The 16,440-nt window shown below is 63.9% G+C and carries 14 protein-coding genes; 5 read left to right on the forward strand and 9 right to left on the reverse strand.

Annotation, left to right across the window (positions count from 1 at the left end):
• Nucleotides 1–634 precede the first annotated feature (634 nt).
• Nucleotides 635–1,522 (forward strand): hypothetical protein, encoded by an 888-nt coding sequence (locus KK141_RS18170; RefSeq protein ID WP_214572526.1) that lies wholly within the window; start codon nt 635–637, stop codon nt 1,520–1,522.
• A 320-nt stretch (nt 1,523–1,842) separates the two neighbouring features.
• Nucleotides 1,843–3,102 (forward strand): delta-60 repeat domain-containing protein, encoded by a 1,260-nt coding sequence (locus KK141_RS18175; RefSeq protein ID WP_214572527.1) that lies wholly within the window; start codon nt 1,843–1,845, stop codon nt 3,100–3,102.
• 95 nt (nt 3,103–3,197) lie between these two features.
• On the opposite strand, the gene KK141_RS18180 is transcribed toward KK141_RS18175, so the two are convergent.
• The 3 genes from KK141_RS18180 to KK141_RS18190 form a co-directional block, all read right to left on the reverse strand.
• Nucleotides 3,198–3,722, reverse strand: a complete 525-nt coding sequence (locus KK141_RS18180; protein ID WP_214572528.1) for a YdeI/OmpD-associated family protein — start codon at nt 3,720–3,722, stop codon at nt 3,198–3,200.
• 54 nt (nt 3,723–3,776) lie between these two features.
• Entirely contained in the window at nt 3,777–4,004 is a 228-nt protein-coding gene (locus KK141_RS18185) for a tautomerase family protein (RefSeq protein ID WP_214572529.1), read from the reverse strand.
• Nucleotides 4,005–4,069: 65 nt separating this feature from the next.
• Nucleotides 4,070–4,981 carry a LysR family transcriptional regulator gene (locus KK141_RS18190; RefSeq protein WP_214572530.1) on the reverse strand — a complete coding sequence of 304 codons (912 nt, stop codon included), beginning with the start codon at nt 4,979–4,981 and terminating at the stop codon, nt 4,070–4,072.
• Nucleotides 4,982–5,106: 125 nt separating this feature from the next.
• Here KK141_RS18190 and KK141_RS18195 point away from each other — a divergent pair, with 125 nt between their 5' ends.
• The 3 genes from KK141_RS18195 (at nt 5,107) to KK141_RS18205 (ending at nt 7,325) form a co-directional block, all read left to right on the forward strand.
• Nucleotides 5,107–5,523 carry a cupin domain-containing protein gene (locus KK141_RS18195; protein WP_345777615.1) on the forward strand — a complete coding sequence of 139 codons (417 nt, stop codon included), beginning with the start codon at nt 5,107–5,109 and terminating at the stop codon, nt 5,521–5,523.
• Nucleotides 5,524–5,563: 40 nt separating this feature from the next.
• Nucleotides 5,564–6,580, forward strand: coding sequence for a zinc-dependent alcohol dehydrogenase family protein (locus KK141_RS18200; RefSeq protein WP_214572531.1), 1,017 nt, complete (start codon nt 5,564–5,566; stop codon nt 6,578–6,580).
• Nucleotides 6,581–6,953: 373 nt separating this feature from the next.
• Entirely contained in the window at nt 6,954–7,325 is a 372-nt protein-coding gene (locus tag KK141_RS18205) for a carboxypeptidase-like regulatory domain-containing protein (protein WP_214572532.1), read from the forward strand.
• Between the two features lie 71 nt (nt 7,326–7,396).
• On the opposite strand, the gene KK141_RS18210 is transcribed toward KK141_RS18205, so the two are convergent.
• From KK141_RS18210 to KK141_RS18235, 6 genes are all read right to left on the reverse strand, one after another.
• On the reverse strand, nt 7,397–7,582 hold the full coding sequence (locus tag KK141_RS18210) for a CsbD family protein (RefSeq protein WP_214572533.1): 186 nt from the start codon (nt 7,580–7,582) through the stop codon (nt 7,397–7,399).
• A 233-nt stretch (nt 7,583–7,815) separates the two neighbouring features.
• The gene (locus tag KK141_RS18215) at nt 7,816–10,185 is read right to left on the reverse strand and encodes a GH92 family glycosyl hydrolase (RefSeq protein ID WP_214572534.1); all 2,370 of its coding nucleotides are present in this window, start codon (nt 10,183–10,185) and stop codon (nt 7,816–7,818) included.
• 61 nt (nt 10,186–10,246) lie between these two features.
• Entirely contained in the window at nt 10,247–13,450 is a 3,204-nt protein-coding gene (locus tag KK141_RS18220; protein WP_214572535.1) for a TonB-dependent receptor, read from the reverse strand.
• Nucleotides 13,451–13,837: 387 nt separating this feature from the next.
• Nucleotides 13,838–14,476 (reverse strand): glutathione S-transferase family protein, encoded by a 639-nt coding sequence (locus tag KK141_RS18225; RefSeq protein WP_214572536.1) that lies wholly within the window; start codon nt 14,474–14,476, stop codon nt 13,838–13,840.
• A gap of 95 nt (nt 14,477–14,571) precedes the next feature.
• Nucleotides 14,572–15,780, reverse strand: coding sequence for an autotransporter domain-containing protein (locus tag KK141_RS18230; protein WP_214572537.1), 1,209 nt, complete (start codon nt 15,778–15,780; stop codon nt 14,572–14,574).
• Between the two features lie 214 nt (nt 15,781–15,994).
• Entirely contained in the window at nt 15,995–16,378 is a 384-nt protein-coding gene (locus KK141_RS18235) for a YciI family protein (protein ID WP_214572538.1), read from the reverse strand.
• Nucleotides 16,379–16,440: the final 62 nt, after the last annotated feature.

Genomic DNA, 16,440 nt, shown 5'->3' on the forward strand with positions numbered 1-16,440 from the left:
GGTAGCCGCGCTCGTTAACTTGTTTGACCGCTTCAGCTTTGAACTCGTCGGTGAAACGTTTGCTGGTCATAGATCCTCCGATCCTCAATAGACACTATCAGGTGTCTACGGAATCGGGGGCGTACCACATTCTCAAGAATGTTTAGAACCTAATCAGCGCCAACATAGCTCCCTGCTACCCTCGCCCTATCACGCGCCGCCATTACGCGATCGATGAAATCGCGGCGAATTTGGCGACGCTTTACGGCCCCGATCAATGCAGCCTCAGTAAACTGAGCAACGGCCCCTCTGGCCGGAGCACTTCATGGATTGCAGTAAGAAGCTCACGCCTCACACAGAACGTAGATGGCTCTGTCTTGCTCATACACATGCCTCATCCACTAGGAAATGACTCACCACAAAACAGACTCGCCGCCGCAGACCCGTCCACCCCGCTTGCCAATAACCCATTCCACCGCATCTCGAACCGACAGCTCCTTCTCAAAGGCTTCGATACGGCATCCCTCATAGGCATCGACCGCCGCCGCTCTTCCCGGAACAGGGTGGGTCCGCTCCCCACCAATTCACGCAGGCCCCTCGCCGCTTTAGAGGACTAAGATGGCCGTGCTTTCACACCCCACAAGCACGGATCGCCATGGCCTCCAAGAACCGCTCGGTCACCGAAGAACAGTTCAGCACTCTATTCATGGCGCTGGCCAGGGATGTGGTGGACGCGCACATCTTTTGGGATCAGGCGAAGGCTCTGCGGGCACAAATGGAGCAGTGGCCTGAGGTAAATGCGGAAGGCCCGGCATTTTGGCTCTACACGCTGGAGGCGCACCAGCGCACGGCGCTTTCGTGCTTGTGCCGGGTATTCGACCAAGAGCCTAATACCCTTCATCTTCGTTCGTTACTCATGCTCACTCGTGACCACCGTCATTACTTCGGGAAAGGAGCGTCGGCGCAACGCCAGGCGGACGACCCCTTCGCGCAGTGGTTGCCTGATGACGCAGTAGCACCAGAACCAGCCCAAGTCACTGCAGACATTGCACTGTGCGCGCGGACCGACCCAGATGTTGCCGCCTTAGCGCTGTTCCGGGACAACTTCATTGCCCATCGCAGCACAAAACTGTCGATGAGCGAGAAGCCGCCCACTATGCCTCTGCAACATGAGCGGATTGAGCACTTACTCGACCGCGCCCGCACGCTGCTCAATCGCTACAGCTACATGCGTGACGCTTCGTTTTTCAGCATGACGCCGCTGGGACACGAGGCTGTCGAGGCGATCTTCAAGTGCGTGCAGGGGCAACTCAATCACCTACGTAAGCGATGCGAGGCGGAGGCTGCAGCCGCAGAAGCCAGAAGTTGGGAATTCGAGCTGGCCTTGCAACAGATCAGCGCCACCGCGGAAGGTCGAGAGGAAGAGGCCCGTGCCGAGCGTAAAGCCCTGGCGGAACGGTTCGGGCTCACCATCAACGACGCTGGCGACCGCTTCGGGATCGTGATCTTCCGCGGACCGAAGGCATCCGTTTCGGATGGATAGCCGTTGCAGTCGTAACACTGCCCTCCTCGGCACGCCTCATCCACGTGCCGATTGCACGAATAAAAACCTCGATCGGCGCAGTCCATGAGACAGCGAAATTGGATGATTACCGGGTCGCAACGAGTGCTTGCGAACCCGCTCTGGACCTGGGTTTCCGGCCGATCAGCCGATCGCCGTCAGGTCAGCGCAGGGGGGAGCCGTCAAGATCGGATTTCACTTCAAGGAGGGGAGCGCCGCTGGCAGGGGGCCACGCGGCTGGCGAAGGTGGTTTGAATTGAACCTCAAACAGATTTGACGTTATTCAACAGGGAGAAGCATCAGTGATCAGCAACACCATGAAGGTATCGCTCGGCATCGCCATCACGGCTCTGAGCGCAGCGGCAACGCTCGCGCAGGCCGCATCGCTGGATCCGACGTTCGGTTCGGCCGGCATCACCTCCACCGCCTTTGGCGCCTACGGTTCTGCCGCCCGGGTCGTCATCCAGCCGGACGGCCGGATCGTCACCGCCGGCCAGGACGTCGGCGGCGACTTCGCACTGGCGCGCTATACGACCAGCGGTGCGCTGGATACCAGCTTCAACGGCACCGGCAAGGTCACCACCACGCCGGCAGGCACCTGCTCGGGACAGGCGCGCGCACTCGCCCTGCAGACCGACGGCAAGATCGTCGTCGCAGGCACCTCGTGCCCGAACTTCACCTCCACCCGCAACTTCACCGTCTATCGCTACAACACGGATGGTTCGCTGGACACGACGTTCGGCAGCTCGGGCAAGACGACGGTCAGTTTCTACGCGGGCGCTTCGGAAGCCTTCGCCGTTGCCGTACAGGGCAGCTCGATCTGGGTGGCGGGCTATGCGGGCTCCAGCTTTGCGCTGGCACGCCTTACCAGCACCGGCAGCCTGGATTACAGCTTCGGCAGCGGCACCGGCATGGTCACCTCGGCGGTCGGCACCAGCTCGGCCTACGCCAACGGCCTGGCCATCCAGGCGGACGGCAAGCCGGTGCTGGCCGGCTATGCGTCCAGCGGCGGCACCGTCTTCGCATTGACGCGCTACACCACCACGGGCGCGCTGGACACCACGTTCGGTACCGGCGGCAAGGTCCTGACCAATGTGGGCGGCACCTTCAGCGGCAACGCGGCCATCGCCACGTCGCTGGCGATCCAGGGCGACGGCAAGATCGTCGCGGCGGGCTACGCAAACAGTACCAGCAGCGGCTACTACCGCTTTGCCGCGGTTCGCTATACGACCGCCGGCGCGCTGGACAGCGGCTTCGGTTCCGGCACGGGCAAGGTGCTTACCGCGATCGGCAGCGGCGATGCGATCGGCAACGACGTGGCCATCGACGCCAGCGGCGGCATCATCGTCGGCGGCTACTCCAGTGCGGGCAGCTATCGCCAGCTGACCTTGAACCGCTACGACCAGCTCGGCAACCAGGACTACAGCTTCGGTCCGGTGACCACCGCCATCGGCAGCGCGAATGCCGCGATCCAGGGGCTCGCCATCCAGAGCGACGGCAAGATCGTCGTCTCGGGCTATGGCAACTCGCCGACGACCTTCGTGGTTGCGCGTTACCAGTAATCCGCTGCTCTGAATCGCCAGCCTCGAAGGCTGCATCGGGAAAGTCCCCTCCCGCCTCGTGCGGGAGGGGTTTCGGTTTCTCGATCCACCAGTGCTCAATCGCCGTCGCCGTTCCACGAGCGCGCCATGAAGCGCCCCTTGCCACCCGACAGCACATACATCGCGCGCTCCAGATGACGCGCCTTCGCTTCCGCCGATTTCACCTGATGGAAGTAGCGCAGGATTTCCTTCTTCAAGCTTGGAATCAACGCTTCCCAGGCTTGCCGCGCGACGGCGTTGCTTTCCAGCGCCGCGCCGAACTCCGGCGGCATGGGATGGGCGGGGCCGCTGCGATAGCCGTCGTCGAATGCCAGCTCCACCTCGACCGCATCGCCGACCTGGCACGCGGCCGCCGTGCGCACCTCGGCGTGCAGATACAGATAAAACGAGCCGTCGCCGATCGGCATCATGTTGATATGCCACCACGCTTCCGGCGCGCCGTTCACGCGGATGCGCACCGGCATCGGCTTGCGCCACCCTTGCTTCAGCCGCTGCGCATCCTCGGCGCTGACCAGCACGTAGGGATTGATGTTGTTGATCTCGATCGTCGATCGAAAACGCAGGATGCCCGCACTATCCATCGCAACTGACTCCGGAACGCTGTGTTGTCGTTGAGGCATGCGCCGGGTCGACGCTTACATGCTGTAGCCCGGCTTCTTGTACAGCGCGTTCCAGTTTGCCTTGATGTCGGGACCGTAGACCTCGCTGGCCCATTGCGCCGGCTGGATCTCGACGAAAGCCACCGATACGGCGTCTTCCGTGTAGTCGAACACCTCGACGATATCGCGGGTAATGCGTTGTGCAAGCTCCTGCTTCTGCGCCTCGGTTTTTCCGGGCCAGGCTTTGACGATGACGTGCGGCACGATTTCTTTCCTCGATTTGATTTGAATAAAGCTGTTTCGCCACGGTGCGCCGGCGGCTTGAACGCCTAGGTGGCAGCAATCTGGCGCGCCGGCAAGCGCAGCGCTTCGAGCACCAGGGTGAATGCCGGCGAGGGCTGCCGGCGGCTGGGGTAATACAGGTAATAGCCGGGGAAGAACGGACACCAGTCCTCCAGCATGCGCACCAGGCGGCCCGCCTCGATATGCGGCATGAACTCCTCTTCCGGAAGAAAGGCCACGCCCATGCCGTCCAGGGCCGCCTCCACGATGGGCGGCGAGGTGTTGAACGTGAGCTGCCCTTCGACATGCACGTTCATCGGACGGCCGCGGCGCTCGAACTCCCACGCGTAAAGGCCGCCATAAGTGGGCAGGCGCAGGTTGATGCAGATGTGCGAAAGCAGATCCCGCGGCTTCTTCGGCAGCACGCGCCCGGCCAGATACGCCGGCGACGCCACGGCCGCCATCCGCAGCGCCGGCCCGATCGGCATGGCGATCATGTCCTTGTCGATGCTCTCGCCCAGACGCACGCCGGCGTCGAAGCGGTCGGCCACGATGTCCCTGAAACCGTAGTTGATGTCGAACTCGACGCGCACGTCCGGATAATCCCGCAGCAGCGGTATCAGCTTGGGCAGGATGGTGTTGCGCAGCACGTGGTCGCCGCAGGTGATGCGTACGGTGCCGGCCGGCTTGTCGCGCAGCGCGGTCAGCGCATCCAGCTCCGCCTCGATGTCATCGAAACGGCGGCCCACCGTCTGCAGCAGCCGCTCGCCCGCCTCGGTCGGCGAGACGCTGCGCGTAGTGCGCGTCAGCAGGCGGATGCCCAGCCGCGCTTCGAGGTTGCGGATCGACTGGCTGAGCGCCGGCTGGGTCAGGCCCAGCAGTGCCGCGGCGCGGGTGAAGCTGCCCTCGCGGGCGACCATCACGAAGTTCTGCAGATCGTTGAGATTGCGCCTGGCCATGGCTGGAGTCTGGCATGCCCATTCATTAGTTGGATTTATAGACCATGTAAGCACTCATCATCTAGTCCGCCTCCGCATCGCACGCCAGACTTGGCGGTGTCTTATCGGCATCGAGGAGTCCTGCCATGCAGATGCGCATCTACCGCAACGGGTCGCGGCCTTCCGTCAAAGGCCCGGCCAGCTGGTTTACCGGCAACGTCCGCATCGATCCCCTGTTCGACCCCGCCGCGCCGGGCCGCGTGTCCGCCGCCCTGGTCACCTTCGAGCCGGGCGCGCGCACCAACTGGCATAGCCATCCGCTGGGCCAGCACCTGGTGGTGCTTTCCGGCGTGGGTTGGACGCAATGCGAAGGCGGCCCGAAGAAAGAGATCCGCGCCGGCGATGTGGTGTTCTGCAACTGCGGCCAGAAGCACTGGCACGGCGCCACCGACACCACCGCGATGAGCCATATCGCTATCCAGGAATGGATGAACGACAGCCCCGTCGAGTGGATGGAACCGGTGCCCGACACCGATTACCTCGCTGCCGTCGAACCCGACTGATCACCGTCTCACCTCTGCCAGCCACGATTGGAGAAAACCCATGCTCGCCACCGTTCTGCACGGCCCTGGCGATGTGCGTTTCGAGCACGTCGACGATCCGAAGATCCTCAAGCCCACCGACGCCATCATCAAGCTCTCGGCAACCTGCATCTGCGGCTCCGACCTGTGGCCCTACCGCGGGCTGCAGGCCTCGAACGGCCCGGCCGCCATGGGCCACGAGTACTGCGGCGTGGTAGTCGAGGTAGGCAGCGAAGTCACCACGGTCAAGCCGGGCCAGTTCGTGGTCGGTTCGTTCTGTCTTTCCGACAACAGCTGTCCGCATTGCCGGCATGGTTTTCAATCGTCCTGCGTGCAACGGGAATTCATGAGCGGCGCACAGGCGCCGTATGCGCGCGTGCCGCTGGCCGACGGCACCCTGGTGGCGACCGCCGAACATCCCGCGGACGATCTGATTCCCAGCCTGCTCGCCGTGTCCGACGTGCTCGGTACCGGCTGGTACGCAGCCGATGCGGCCCGGGTGCAATCGGGTTCGACCGTCGTCGTGGTCGGCGACGGCGCGGTGGGCCTGATGGGTGTGCTCGCGGCCAGGCAGATGGGTGCGGCGCGGATCATCGCCATGAGCCGCCACAAGCAGCGGCAGGCACTGGCGCTGGAATATGGCGCAACCGACATCGTGGCCGAGCGCGGCGATGCCGGCGTGGCGCAGATCAAGGCGCTTACCCAGGGCGTCGGCGCCGACTCCGTGCTCGAGTGCGTGGGCACGCAGGAATCGATGCAGCAGGCGCTGCAGGTCGCGCGTCCCGGCTCGATGGTCGGCTTCGTCGGCGTGCCGCATGGCGTGGAATTCGACGGCCGCTCGCTGTTCTTCGCGCAGGTCGGCATGCTCGGCGGCCCCGCGCCGGTGCGCCGCTTCCTGCCGCAGCTGATGGACCTGGTGCTGACGCGCAAGATCAACCCCGGCAAGGTGTTCGACCAGGAGCTGCCGCTGGCCGACGTGGCCGAGGGCTATCGCGCCATGGACGAACGGCGGGCGATCAAGACGCTGTTGCGGGTGTAAGCCTGCAAGTCGTGCCCGGCTCCAGGCCGGGCACATGCTTGTGTGGACATCGGGCCAGGATGGATGGCTCGCTGGCGCGCGATATCAAGAAAATGCTGGTTGTGGGAAGAGGTCCGCGGCGGAAAAAATACATTACGACTTTCACATGCCTGGCCTGAGCCGGCTTAGGTAACTTAGGCGGGCCTTCGCCATGGGCCATTCGAGGAAATGATCCGGGCGATCGGGCGCGAAGAAGTCGCAAGAAAAAACGCTTCCGCTAAAAGATAATGATCTCGGCAGTCCCCACTGCCTCGCTTCAACTGACATCGATCGCAAACCGGCTGCTGCGCAAGCGGTCGACCGGTTTGCCGTGCCCCCATCTCCGAGAACCCACATGAAGACCAGCCAGAAAACCGCACGCCGCCATGCGTTCAAGCTCATGACGGCGATCGCCGTGAGCGCGTTCGGCATCGTCGCCATCAACGCCGCCTATGCGCAGTCGACCAGCTCCAGCATTCTCGGCAAGAGCCCCCTGGACGCCTCGGTCACCGTGCACAGCGACAAGGGCATCACCCGCCACGGCTCGCCCAACAGCAAGGGCCGCTACAACCTGTCCGCGCTGCCGCCGGGCACCTACGAGGTGTCGCTGGAGCGCGACGGCAAGACGCTCGCCACGGTGGGAGGCGTTCCGCTTTTCGCGGGCCGCGCGTCCCAGGTGGATTTCACCTGCGAGAACGACCAGTGCGCCGGGGTGTTCAATCACTGATCGCACGCAAGCCTCGGTGTCATGCCTTCGCGGCATGACATCGAGGCCTTGGATCCATGGCGTCACGCGGATCAATGATGCTTTTCTTCGTCCCGCTGACGATCACGCTCCTTGCCGACCTCCTTCTGGATCTTGCCGGCATTCTTTTCGAGATTGCCCGCCGCCTGCTTGGCCGGATTGTCGGTGACCTTGCCCACGCCTTCTTTGATGGCGCCCTTCACTTCGTGCTTGGTGCCTTCGATGCGATTCTTGTCCACAAGCTTCTCCTATCGCCGTACTGCGGCATCACCGTTATAGGAAGCGCGTGGTGGCACGGTCGTGAAGTTCATAGGGGCTTCGTCTTCACTTTCATTTCGGCCCGGCGGTGATTTCACGGCGCCGAGGAAAATCTGCACATTCGTGGCGAGGTGAGCCTTAGCCATGCGGTGAAAACCAGCCGCATCTGCCCTGTCTTCGGCGTCGCCTGCATCTCCGGCACCGCAACCGGCATTCAATGCGCCGGCGACATCGAAGCAGGCGCATCGCCAGGGCCGGCGCCCCACTCCTTATTCGGTTCCGGACCCATGGTGAGCACGAGCGTGGCCCCATTCGCTATGTCCGCTTGGCTGAACCACGGTTTTGTCCACGGCTTGCCGTTGAGCGTTGCGGACTGGATATAGAGGTTCTTCGCCGAGTTATTGCGCGCGACGATCTCGAACGACTTGCCATTGCCCATGCGCAGCCGTACCCGGTCGAAGATCGGGCTGCCGATGATGTAATCCGGACTCGACGGATCGACCGGATAGAAACCCATCGCACTCAGCACATACCAGGACGAGGTCGAACCCTGGTCGTCCATGCCGGGATAGCCATAGCCGCTGGCGTCGCTGCCATAAAGGTCTTCGAGAATGCGGCGCACCAGGGCCTGCGTCTTCCACGGCTGCCCGCTCCATGCATAGAGATAGGCAGCCTGCTGATCTGGCTGATTGCCTTGCACGTATTGCCCGATCAGGCCGGTGCAATCGCGGCAGACACCTTTGGGTTGATAAGGCGTCGAGAAGAATGCATCGAGTTTGGCGTTGAAGGCGTCGCGGCCGCCGAGCAATTCGATCAGGCCCTGCACGTCGTGCGGCACCAGCCACAGCGTGGACCAACCCGAGGCCTCCTTCATCATGAAGTTGTAGTACGGCTCGCCCGGGTCGAACGGCGAAATCCATTTACCGTCCTCGGTGCGACCGCGAATGAAGCCCACCGAAGGATCGAACACGTTGCGATAATTGCCGGCGCGGCGCATGAACATCTGCGCGTCTTCCGTCTTGCCCAACCGCTTGGCCACATCGGCCAGCGCATGATCGTCCCAGGCATATTCGAGCGTGGTCGCCGCGCCGGCCTTGCCGCCGGCATAAGGCGGGCTGGGATTTCCGGGCGGGACGATATCGGAGATCCAGCCATTCTTGTTGTACTCGGCGAGATAACCGCGCGGCCCGTTCGGGTCGGTGGCGTTCTTGCGCAGATACGTATAAGCGGAGGCGTAATCGAACGGAATGCCGCGCTGCCACGCTCCGTCGTACAGAAACACTGCGTGGTCGCCATGGAACGAGGTATTCATGTAACCCCGCTCGCGCGCCATATCCAGCTCGGAACGCATGATGTCCTGCACCACCTTCGGTTCCATCAGCATCAGCAGCACGATCTGGTTGCGGCCCGTATCCCAGAACGGCACGGGGCCGTAGCGGTCGTAGCCGGCGACCTGCACCTCGCCCTTGCTGTCGATAAAGCGCTCACCCTTGCGAGCCACCAGGCGCGGGCTGGCAAACGAGTGGTACAGCGTCGAATAGAACAGCATGCGCTGCTTCGGCGTGCCGCCGGTGACTTCGACGCGGTCGAACAGTTGCGCCCAGGCTGCACGGGCCCGCGCATGGATCCCGTCGAAATCCCAGGCAGGATCTTCGGCGCGCAGCCGCTGCTCGGCTTCCTCGGCGCTGTGGCCATGCGCGATCTTTACCAATACCTGCTCGCCGGCCTGGGTATCGAACGTGACGTAGGCACCGGCATAGCTGCCGGAAATCTTGCGCCCGCCGGCCTCCACATCCTGCCCACCGATACCGTAACCCTCGTGCTCCCGGCTTGCATGGAAGCTGCCGAACGCCGCGAACGGCCGCGAGAACTCCGCCACGAACCAGGCGCCATTGGGGTCGCGCGACGCACGGCCATCCGTGCTGACGCCGCGGATCGTGCGGTCGCCAACCACTTCCACGTCACCGCCAGCGCGGCGCAGATTGATCACCACATGGGACCGGCGGCTCGCCGGGAAGGTGAAGCGCATCAGCGTGGTTCGCTGCGTTGCGGTCAGTTCGGCCTTGGTATGGAAGCTGGCCAGGTCCACCGCGTAATAGCCGGGCGAGGCTCGCTCGCTGGCCTTGTCGTAATACGAGGGCGTGTAGTCCGGCGGCACGGTCCAGTCGCCCACCACCGGCATGACCATCGGCGTGCCGCGCCCGCCATAGGTCGAACCGCCGCCGCCGGTGAAGCCGATCATCGTAGGGCGTCCATAGCCGTACGACGTGGCCACGCCGGTCGGATAACTGAGATCGACATTGATATTGACCGGTGCCGCTTCGGTCGAGCTTTGCGGCAGACTCGCGCCGGGCGAGGTCATGCCGGAATACAGCGGCTCGCCCGGAGGCGGCGCATTGCCGATCAGTTCCTGCCGGTCCAGCGGAGCAGTGCCGACCAGGGGGTTGGCCATGTCTACCGGCGCCGTGGCGGGAGCCGTACGCATGGGGTCCTTCGCCGGTACGGCTACCGCTGAAGTCACGGCGAGCACCGACAGCGCGGCTGCGACGGCACGATGGGGAAGGCGTGCCATGGAGGTATTCATGCGGTTTTCCTTCTGGAAAAGAACAGGGGCCGGGTGATGCACCCGGCCCCTTCGTTTCTTCTTACCGGTTGCTGTCTCCACCGAACTTGTAGGTCACGCCCAGGTAGTACTGCCGGCCCGGATACATCAACTGGACCAGGCGCGCGCGTGTGTCGCCACCGAGGTAGGTGTGCGGCGTCGCCTTGTTGATGTTGATGACCGACGCGGTGACCATGAAGTGTTTGTTGATCTCGTAGTCGCCGTTCAGATCGATCTGGTGATACGGCTGTGCGTAGATCGGCAAACCCGCGGCCAGGCCCTGCATGGTGCGGCCCGTCCAGTTCTCGCTGGCACGCAGCAGCAGGCCGTTCTTTTCGTAGAACAGCGAGACATTCGCCGCGTACTTCGCGCTGCCGATCAGCTCCGCCTTGCCCACCTCCGTATCGCCCAGCGTCACCGCGGTTTCGTTGGTCTTGTTGAGCGTGTAGTTGGCGATATAGCCGAAGCCCGAGTCCCAGGTGTGCTGCGCGTAGAGCTCGATGCCCTTCGACGTGCCGGAGCGGCCGTTGGCATTGGTGCTGTACTGGCGGAAGTTGGTCTGGGTACCGCCTACGTTCACGTCGATGTTGTTGACGGTGACCGGGACGACGAAGTTCTTCACCTTCTTCTGGAACAGGTCGATGCCGACCACGCCGTGGGGGGCGTAGTACCACTCGCCGGCAAGGTCGAACTGAGTGGCGGTGAAGGGCTTCAGGTCGGCATTGGCGCCGGAACCGTACCAGCCCGGCAGCGGCGCGCCGAACTGCTTGCGGTCGTTGTAGTAGTCCTGCGTGTTGTTGGTGAGCTGGCCGAGCTGAGCCAGGTCGGTGTAGTTGGCGCGGGCCAGCGCCTGCGAGCCGGCGGCGCGCAGGACGAACTGGTCGGCGATCGTCCAGGCGATGTTGAAGCTCGGCAGGAGCTTGTTGTAGCGCTTGTTGGTGGTCGAGTTGGTGAAGTTCTCCACCACCGCCACTTCGCGCGGCAGGTACTGGAAGTCGCCCGGCGCGCACTTGCCGCCGCCCGCGTTGATGCCCGAGGCCGGGCAGATCAGGATGTTGCCGCCGGCATCGTGGTAGTACACCGCGTTGTTGGTGGTGACCTGGTTGGCGACGGTGAGGTCCTGCTTGGTGGAGACGAAGCGCAGGCCGACGTTGCCGCGGATGGTGCCCGTGTCGAAGTTCGCCTGCACGTAGGCGGCCGCGATCTTCTCGCCGATCGACGACTTGTTCTGCGGCTTGTTGTAGATCACCCGGTCGTAGGTCGAATTGAGATGGTTGTAGTACGCCGGGAAATTGATCGCCGGGAAGATGCTGTCCTCGTAGGCATGGTTCGCGCCGTTGAGGTAATTCGGCAGCAGGAAGCTCGCCGGCAGCTGGCCCGCGTTCGGATCGCAGGTCTGGAACTGCGAGGTGGTGCCTTTGCAGTACCAGCGCACCTCGTTGCTCTGCTGCTCGGCATTGGCATCGCTGTACTTGGCGCCGAACTGCAGCGACTGCAGCCACGACGACTCGAACGCCCAGGTGAAGTCCGCCTGCGCGAAGTTCTGCGAGGTGCGGGTATTGACCATGTTGGAGCCGGTCGAACCCAGGTCGACCTGGCCCGCGCCGGCCAGCATGTTCTGCAATACCGACTGGTCGGCGACGATGCCCGGCTTGCCGCTGAAGGTCCAGGCTGCGCCGGTGCTGCCGTCCACCCATTGGCCGTTGACGAAATTGCGCGGCTTGGCCGCCATGCCCAGTTCGATGGAAGGACCGCCCTTGGCCCAGGTCCGGCCGACGTTGAACGAGCCGCTGAGGCTGCCGCCGTTATCCCATTCGCCTTCCAGGTTGAGAGTCTGCGAGGTGGCCTTCTCGACGGAGTAATTGCCGTTGAGCCACGGGATTTCCGTCGAGCACACGTCCACCGCCTGGCGGGCGGCGCCGGTGACCGGGTTCACCGCGGCATTGCAGCCGACGCCCGCCGGCGGCAACACGTAGTTCGCCCCCGTGACGATCGTGCCGGACTTGTCGAAGGTCAGTCCATTGGGCGCGAGCAGGCGGCCGTTCTGGTCGGCGTAGTTGCTGTTGTTGGGCAGGCCCCACTCGGGAATTTCCAGAGTGTTGGTGATCTGGGTCTGCTGGCGCTGGAAGCGGAAGTAGTTGCCGGTCAGCAGGAAGTGGTCGCTCGGCTTGAACTGCATCGTGGCCTGGGCGCCCTTGGTCTTCAGGGTCAGGTCGTTGCGGCTGGTGGCGAACTGCTGCGGCATCCAGAAGCCGTTGGAGACGTGCCCGGCCTGGTCGACGACGCCATTGCCCCACAGGTCGATGTTGTTGTTGACCGCGGACGGATACGGCCTGCCGTTGACGTTCACCGGCGGCTGGGTGCAGGTGGTGTGGTCCGTGCAGTTGTCCGACCACCAATGCCAGCTGGTGGCATCGGCTTCGTAGGTGGTCGCCTGGCGCTTCTGGTAGGAGCCCGCGACGAGGACGCCGAAGGTTTCGTCCTTGTTCTTCCACGACCACAGCGCGGAGACCTGCGGCTCCGTCTTCGAGCTGGTGTCGGAGCTCGCGGAGGTGCCGGAGATGAAGCCTTCGTTCGCCGCCATCTCCAGCGGACGGCGCGTGCGCAGGTCGACGTTGCCGCCGATGCCGCCTTCGTCCAGGCGCGCTTCAAGGCTCTTGTAGAGCTTGATGTCCGCGAACATGTTGGCCGGGAACAAGGTGTAGTTGAACGAACGCGAGAGGCCCGCCGACGTGTCGGCCGACGCCACGTAGTTGCCGTTCAACTGAGTCAGCGTCAGCTCGGGCGCGAGGCCGCGGATGCTGACGGTCTTGCCTTCGCCCGACTCGCGGCTGATCACCACGCCGGGCACGTGCGCCAGGGCGTCGGCGATGTTCTTCGCCGGAAACTGCGCGATGTTCTGCGCATTGATCACTTCGACGATGGAATTGGAATCGCGCTTGTCCTGCATGTTCTGGTCGACCGACTGGCGGAAGCTGGTGACCACGACCGTTTGCAAGGTGGTGGGGTTGCGGTTGTCCCCATTCTTGTCCTTGCCGGTTTTCTTCTCGTCGGTGTTGCTGGATTGCGCGCCGTCGGCGGCCTGTTGTGGTTGCGGTTGCGCTGCCGGCGTGGCGGCGGGCGTCGCGGCAGCGGCGGCCGGCTGTGTGGCAAAGGCTGCCGTGGGTGCGTTGCCCATGGCTAATGTGGCTAAAGCGAGTGCGATGTACAGCGGTTTACGAGTGAACACCTGCGACTGGTAAGTCATTGCTCTCCCCTACATGGTGCGCGCCGTTTTGCATCGGCGCGGATATCCCCCGTTCGATCACGTGCTGCGGATGCGCTAGCTGCCCTCCTCTGAATTGGATCGATTGAAACTAACGGCGCCAGAAAAGCGTCAGTTCTGTCGTCTCCGCGGCATGAACTGAATCACACTCCATTTGGATCGATCTAAATCCCCGGGCGCCAATTAAGGCGCTGAACAGGCGAGCTGTCACGCTGCGTCGCAAAAAGGAAGTCGGGGAGTTAAAGGGTTCAGGCGGCTAGATGGCCGACGGAGCGAGCTCTTGCCCGTCATTCCGGCCTGCGCCGGAATGATGGTGTCTTGTACGGTTGCGCCGGGTTGGCGGTACGGAGAGTTGCAGATCACCGCGTCTCAAGCTGCGTTGATCGCCAACTGCGCAGCGAATGCCCGCTGATACGCCGGCCGCGCCTCGCCCCGCGCGACATACGCTGCAAGGCTCGGAAACTCATCCAGCATTCCCGACGGCCTGAGCCTCAACAACACCGAGGCCATCAACAGATCGCCCGCGCTGAATGCGCCATCGAGCCATTCCGCCTCGCCCAGGCGAGCGGCCAGCAGATGCAGCCGCTGGCGAATGCGCTCCTGCACCAGGGGCGTGCGCTCCTTGGCCCAGGGCTTGTCGCCTTCGATGATCCTGACGATGACCAGATCCAGAATCGGCGGCTCCACCGAATTGAGCGCCGCGAACATCCAGGTGATCGCACGCGACCTGGCATGCGCATCGCGCGGCAGCAGCTGCGCATGATGCTCGGCGATATGGAACACGATCGAACCGGTTTCGAACAAGGCCAGCCCGTCTTCCTCGTAGGTGGGAATCTGGCCGAATGGATGCAGCCGCAGATGCGCCGGCTCCTTCATCGCACGCGGCGAAACCAGCCGCACTTCGTACGGCAAGCCTGCTTCCTCCAGCGCCCAGCGGACTCGCGTATCGCGCGCCAATCCCTTGCCGCCATCGGGCGACTTCTCGAATGCGGTAATCGTGATGCTCATGATTGGCTTCCTCCGTGCAAAGGTTGTAGTGAGTGCACCTTGCACGTGGTGCATAAGGGCGATGGTCGTCCGGCCACCGCCCTTATGCACACGCCTCAGAAGCGCACCGACATGGCTGCTGTTACGTTCTGGTCCACCAGGCGCTGGCTGCCGGCCTGGCCTGTATAGCTGAGCGAGAACACGGCGTCGGGCGCCAGCGTGAAATCCACGCCCGCATCGAGCACACCGACGTTGCGGCTCACCACCAGCCCGTGCAGGTCATACGCGCTGCCGCCCGCGCGGAATGCCAAGGCGTGGTTGACGTCCACATCGCCCGTGGCATGGCGCCAGGCCAGGCCGGCGCGCGCATTCACCGCCACCGTGCCGAGCTGAAAACTGTCCACCACGAAATGCACGCCGAGCGTCGAATACGTCACGTCCGCGTCGTGGCTGCTGCCGGCCAGCGCCGCGGCGCCGCCGGATTCGCGGAACGACTCGAAGTTCTGCCGCACCTGGGCCAGCTGCAGATACGGCTGCAAGGTGCTGCCGCCCCAATGCATGCCGTAGCCGAGTTCGCCGAAGACCTGCGCGGTATGGCCGTAGTAATCCGTGCCAAGGTGCGCCGCGGCGAGCCCCGGCACCTGCACGAAGCGGTCGGTGGCGATGTCGTGGCGCACGTAAGCAGCGCCCAGCTTGAGCGTGAACGCACCCCACTGCGTGCCCGCATAGGCACCGTAGGTGGTGTCGTGCGTGGTGGCGGTGGAGTCGCGGCTGTCCGCGTCGATGCGTGCATGGTCGTAGCCGAACAGCAGGCCCACGCGCCAGCGGTTGTCGAAGATCAGCGTGTCGACGCCGCCCATCACGCCACCCATGTCGCGCGAGATGGCGCCGGCATTGCCGTTGTTGCCCTGGTGACTCCAGCCGCCGGCGGCCTGCGCCCACAGATGGCTGCCGTCGGCGCAGTCCGCCGCGCAGGAAAGCCGTGCAAAAGCGGCGTCCCGGGCAAAATGACTGTCCTCGATCATCTGCGTGCCCACCGCGGCGTGGATTTCGCCGGAGAGGCGATCGTAGGCAGCGCCGGCTGCAGCGGGATCGGCAGGCCATTGGCTTTGCAGCGAAGTGCGCAAGGCGCTGCGCGCGGGCAGCGATTGCAAGGCCTTCGCCACCGCGACCTGGTTCGGTGAACCGGCAGCGACAAACGGCTGGCTCTGCGCGAAGGCAGCGGTCAACGGCGCGGCGGCCAATGCAGCGCCGATGGCCAGCGCGTGGCGGATGCGCCGGGCGCCAGCCCGCGGCGCGCCGGGAATACGGTTGCAGATATTCATGCAAGGCTCTCGATGATCGCCACCGGGCGTGGCAACCACCGAGTATCTGCATCGCCTTGCAAATTTATGTGTGCATGGGGCCGATACGATCGTGCTTCGTGCAATGGCACACACTCGCGGTTTCGGAGCGGTACATACATGGCTGCGGCGATACCACGCCCCGTGCCGATTTGGCCCGGGGCGATCGCAACCCATATGCACATACCTGAACATGTCAGGCGTCCGCACCCAAGCCGAGATCCTCCATCTCGTACAAGGGCCGGATCTCGATCTCGCTCGGCCCCGGCATCGGATTGGGGCAGCGCTTCACCCACGCCACCGCTTCGTCCATGTCCTTCACCTTCCACAGCCAGAAGCCGGCCACCAGCTCCTTGGTCTCGGCGAATGGCCCGTCGATGACCAGGCGGCCCGCGCCGTCGAAGGCCACGCGCTTGCCGTCCGAGGAAGGCGTGAGGCCATCGGCCGACAGCAGGATGCCGGCCTTGGCCAGTTCGTCGTTGTAGCGGTCCATCGCTTCGAGCATCCGCATGTTCCCGGGCGTGGGCTTGAAGCCCTGCTCGCTGTCCTCGGTCGCCTTGACCAGCACCATCACGCGCATCGTCGTTCTCCGGTTCGGGCCGAATGGATCGGCCTCTTATGGGAACGACGAATGGGAATCCC

It is taken from the genome of Dyella sp. LX-66, assembly GCF_018599165.1.
In the GTDB taxonomy this organism is placed as follows: Bacteria; Pseudomonadota; Gammaproteobacteria; order Xanthomonadales; family Rhodanobacteraceae; genus Dyella_D; species Dyella_D marensis.